Raw genomic sequence first — 5,446 nt, 5'->3', positions numbered from 1 at the left:
GCCTCTTCTACAATTTTCACTCTTTCTTCTTCAGTATATTTTCTAATAAAATTCCCACTCATAATGCACCCCTCCATTCATTAATCCTAGTATAGTTCCATTCGAATTATGAGTCTACTTTTCCATGGGGGCCTATGAGACCATCATTGTCAATTGTCCATTGTCAAATGTCAATTTTTTAAACTCTTATCTATTAACCAATTAAGATTCTTAACTATCTAGCTTTTCACTACAAAATCTATCCCCTTGCAGAAACTGCTATATTTTCTAATTTCATAGTTTCTACAATTTCATTCATAAGATCATTGTAATCCCATATAGCTACAATTTTATCATCTAAAAACTTAAAAGATAAATTAAAAACTTTTTTTATGCCTGTAGGTAGTTTTAAACTTATATTAGCTTCTTTGAATCCAACATATCCTACATACTTTTCTTCACTATCTTTAAATTTTATATTTTGTTCATCATTAATTGCATACATATCATTATTTATTTTCTTTACTTTTATATTACTATTAGTAAACAAATATCCTGCACCTTCCATAGTCATTTCAAATTCTTCTACAATACCTGAAAAATGAAATTCTGTTAATATCTTATTTAATTCTTGTCCACTAAAAAGTTTTACTTTTTCCTTTTTGTTTTTTATAAAATATTTCACTATCTTAACATCCATCTTTTCTAAATCAACATTTTCTATTATGTTATTTTCAATAAACTTTATATTTATAGCCTTACTTAAATCAAGACTTTGAAAACTTTCAAACTTAATTTTAACTAAATTTCCTTCTATATCTACCTTTTCAACCTTATTCACAAATTTAAGATATTTGTTATCCTCTTCCATTAAATTTATTTCAAAAATATCAAAGAAATTGTTTTTTATTAATTTACTATCTAAATTTCTATTTAAATTTAAAGAAAAAGTTTTTGTTAAAATATTATAATCTGCATCTAAAATTTTTAAATGTTCCTCTACAACTTCATTAACTTCTTCTATATACTCATCTTCTTCGTAACTTTCAATTTCTTTATTATCTAAATTCAATCCTATATTTGTGCTTTTATCTAAAACTTCATCATCTTGAAGTTTTAATATATTATTTTTATCTTCCTGCACAACTATCTCTATATCTTCACAACAACTATCTAACTCTTCATCACAAATTTTTCTTAAAACAATAGAAGATTTATCCCCATAATCTTTGAAGGTCTTAAACTCGAAATTTTTATTATTAAATACAATTTCAACCTTATCTTCCTCTTCATTAAAGCCTTCTATCTCCATAATTTCAGATAAATTTATATAAATCATAATAAAAGCCTCCCCTATTTTAAATATTCTTCGTCTATATAACGTAACTTGTTATTAACTTAGCATTCCAAATCTAAATTTAAACTTATGCTCTTATCAAATGAAAAAAATTACTATTATCACAACACTAATAGATATGGCTTATTCAAGTTAAAAATTAAGGGTAACTATATGGTTCTAAAGTTATTCATTTATCAAGTGAGAAAATTCAAGTTGGTACTTTACTGATAATTCTAACGGTACTTTTTATAAACTTATAACAAAAATTTGATGAATAAACTTAAATATGAGCTTATTTTCCTATATAAGAAACCCCTTTTAATTATAGTATATTTTTACATTTTTTCAACTTATTAGATAAGCCATTCTGTTAAAATAATTTAAACTAAGCCCTATGCTTAGTTTCATAATCTGCTATATAAATTTCTGTCACTAATTAGTTTAATAATTTTTAAATATACTCCTTATTAGTATAAACGTACTCTTTTCACTAAAACTTTAGTGTCTATAGATTTTTCTATAAATTTATCACTTTAATAACTTATTTAACCGCAAAAAAAGAAACTGGAAATCCAGTTTCTTTCTTTTACTCCCCTAAAATATAAATCCGCACAATAAAAATCCTAGTATTATTATTATTCCTGAATATATAAGGTCAACCAAACAATATCCCATTATATCTTTGGCTCCAAGACCAGCTATTCCTAGTGCAGGTAATGCCCAGAATGGTTGAATCATATTTGTCCAAGCATCTCCCCAAGCAATAGACATAGATGTTATTGCTGCTGGAACTCCTAAAGCTTGACCTGCTGGCAACATTATAGGAGCTTGCACTGCCCATTGTCCTCCACCAGAAGGAACAAAGAAGTTAACTATACCAGCACTCAAGAATGAGAATATTGGAAATGTAGTCTTAGTAGATATAGATACAAATCCTGTTGATATAACTCCTGCCAATGATGCTCCATCAGCATTAGCACCTATCATCATTCCTGTTATTCCTGCATAAAATGGGAACTGAAGTATAATTCCAGCTGAACCTTTAGCGGCATCCCCTATTGCTGCAACATAATTTCTTGGTGTTTTATGAAGCAATATACCAGTAAATAAGAATATAGTATTTACAATATCTAAGTTTAAATTAAATCCTTTAGTTATAAAGTAATAAATTATATAAGAAAACCCTAAAATGCAAAGAAGTATTGATATTACAGGGCTTGTCTCAATTTTATCTGCTGGTGTAACCGCTACAGAACTTGCAACTTCTTCTTTAGAATCCTCTAACAAAGATGGGTCTATAACAACAGTATCCTTTTCACTTGGATGCATAGCTCTATTAACAAGTGGTAATGTTATCATAAGCACTATTAAAGTTATTAACATAACAGGGTTAAATATAGTCTCACTTGTTGGGATAGCCTTATCTATAACCCCTCTAGTTAATTGCTTAACATCTTCTCCACCACTTGCTACAGTTAGTGGAATAGAACCAGAAAGTCCTGCATGCCAAACTAAAAATCCAGAATATGCTGATGCTATCAATAAACGATAGTCAACCTTCTTAACTTGACTTGCAACCTCTTTTGCAAATATAGCTCCTATAACAAGTCCAAATCCCCAGTTAATCCAACATGCTACTAATGAAATAAAAGTAACTATTATAATTGCTTGAAATTGATTTTTAGGCACTTTCGCCATTTTTTTTAGTAATTTGTTAAAAGCTGGAGCATTTGCAAGAGCATGTCCTAAAACTAGAACTAATGCCATTTGCATGGAAAAGGCTAATAATGTCCACATTCCATTTCCCCAGTGTCCAACCATTTGAACTGGTGTTTGACCTGTTAAAATCATACCTAGAACAAAAACTAAAACTGTAAGTACTGCTGCAAAGATAAATGGATCTGGTAAGTATTTTTGAACTAACTTAACACAGCCATTTGTAAATTTTTTAAACATAACATACCCTCCTCTTTCCTAAGCAATTGAGAATTAAGAGTATTACTAATTTTATAAAGTTATTTCCTTTATTGCGACTAAACCTATTTTATTTAAAATTCATCTAAAACTACATATATTACAAAAACAAATATTTTGATTCCACCTCTCATTTCTTAATTGCCTAAAACCTATTTGATTTTTTGTTCTTTGAATTTTATAGCAAAATAATGTTTATTAATGCATTAAATATATAAAAAATAAAATTAAAATTATTTTGCTATATAGCTCTGAAATTAAATTTTAATTTTGAGCAGCAAAAAAGTGAGCATATGCTCAAATTCAATTTGAAATCAAGAAAATATTTAATTTCTTGAACAAATTAAAAGTGGGTATATTTCACTATATTTGTTTTTCAATTCAAAATAATTATACAATTCTACAGCATATTTTTCAACTTATATATCTAAAAAATACAAAACCTTACAAATTTTTCACTAAAAATTTGTTATAATCTAATATTTTTCTATTATTTTTTTGAAAATCTCTTAAAATTTATAACTAATAACTTAGTTTTAGTTATTGCTATTCACTTCGTTCCTAGTAATTCTCAACGTATTTTTGAATCTAGTTTTACTAACAAAATCTAAGTAAGCAATAAATTATAATCTTAGCTCCATAACAAATGGGACAGGCACGATAAATTTATTTTCTTCGCTAACACTTGATGCTCTCCTAATTTTTTATTTTTTCACTAATAAATCAAAGCCAGTCCCGAACCTCTACGCAGCAAAGCTACTTTATTTCAAAGAAACTGGTGATCCAGTTTCATCCTGAACTCTTAACTCTTAACTATTTAAGGGACTGGCTAACTTTTTTTATTTATAGTAATTAAATTATAAGAGCTGCTCTCTATTTTATGGGTATACACCTTTCGTGCCTGTCCCATTTGTTACGGTTGTAAACTTTGAATATAACTTTGTTTAATTTAATATCACAAAATTAGAATTTACTCCCTTAAATTAAAAAGAAACTGGTAGTCCAGTTTCCTCCATCATTGTCAAATGTCCATTGTCAATTGTCAATTCCTAAATAAGTTGCCCTTTGTCCATTGTCAATTTTCTAAAACTCTCTACCTAAACTAAACAAGCAATATCCCTAAGTTATACTTCCATAACAAGCGGGACAGGTTCATTTATTTCTATTTTCTTCGTTTAAACTGTAGATTCCACAATTGCTGTATTCCCATAACAAGTTAAATAAAGAACCAGTACCCCTATTTGGGTTTTAGTGAAATTTTCAAACAAGCAATTACCCCTAGTGTTGGCTCCATCACAAGAGGGACTTTTTCAGTTAAGAGTTAAGAGTGAATAGTTAACAGTTGTGGTTATTACTACTCACTTCGTTCCTAGTAATTCTCAACGTATTTTTGAATCTAGTTTTACTAACAAAATCTAAGTAAGCAATAAATTATAATCTTAGCTCCATAACAAATGGGACAGGCACGGTAAATTTATTTTCTTCGCTAACACTTGATGCTCTCCTATTTTTTTTATTTTTCCACTAATAAATCAAAGCCAGTCCCTAACCTCTACGTAGCAAAGCTGCTATTTTAGGACCGGCTTTGATTTCTTTAGATTTTATTGATAACCTTTCGATTTCACTGTGACAATCACTTATGGAAAATATACTTTGATACGCCTGTCCTTCTTGTTACGGTTGTAAACTTTGAATTTAGCTTTGGCTAATTTTATCCCTGAAACTCAAAATTTACTCCCTCTAATTCAAAGAAACTGGTGATCCAGTTTCATCCTGAACTCTTAACTCTTAACTATTTAAGGGACTGGCTAACTTTTTTTATTTACAGTAATTAAATTATAAAAGCTGCTCTCTATTTTATGGGTATACACCTTTCGTGCCTGTCCCATTTGTTACGGTTGTAAACTTTGAATATAACTTTGTTTAATTTAATATCACAAAATTAGAATTTACTCCCTTAAATTAAAAAGAAACTGGAATCCAGTTTCAACCTAAATTGTCGGATTGGCCCCCTCAAAGTGGACTCTAAATGCTAATTACTAGCTTATTCTTAAAATTACTATTTGTTAAATTATAAAACTCATTTGGAGTCCTATAATCAATTGAAGTCAATTGAAGAATGTATTCTTTTAAAGTTATAGTTACTTACATAAT

General features: G+C 28.6%; 2 protein-coding genes. Both read right to left on the bottom strand.

Annotation, left to right across the window (positions count from 1 at the left end; genetic code table 11):
* Positions 1 to 238 precede the first annotated feature (238 nt).
* Positions 239 to 1,318: a hypothetical protein gene (locus tag ACYUE0_RS17400; protein WP_460271879.1), complete on the bottom strand. Its 1,080-nt coding sequence runs from the start codon at positions 1,316 to 1,318 to the stop codon at positions 239 to 241.
* Positions 1,319 to 1,912: 594 nt separating this feature from the next.
* Entirely contained in the window at positions 1,913 to 3,274 is a 1,362-nt protein-coding gene (locus ACYUE0_RS17395; RefSeq protein ID WP_460271877.1) for a TIGR00366 family protein, read from the bottom strand.
* Positions 3,275 to 5,446: the final 2,172 nt, after the last annotated feature.

The organism is Clostridium sp. CTA-19, from assembly GCF_054767855.1.
Note: the sequence above shows the minus strand (reverse complement) of the source record. Positions and strands in the feature narration are given on the sequence as shown.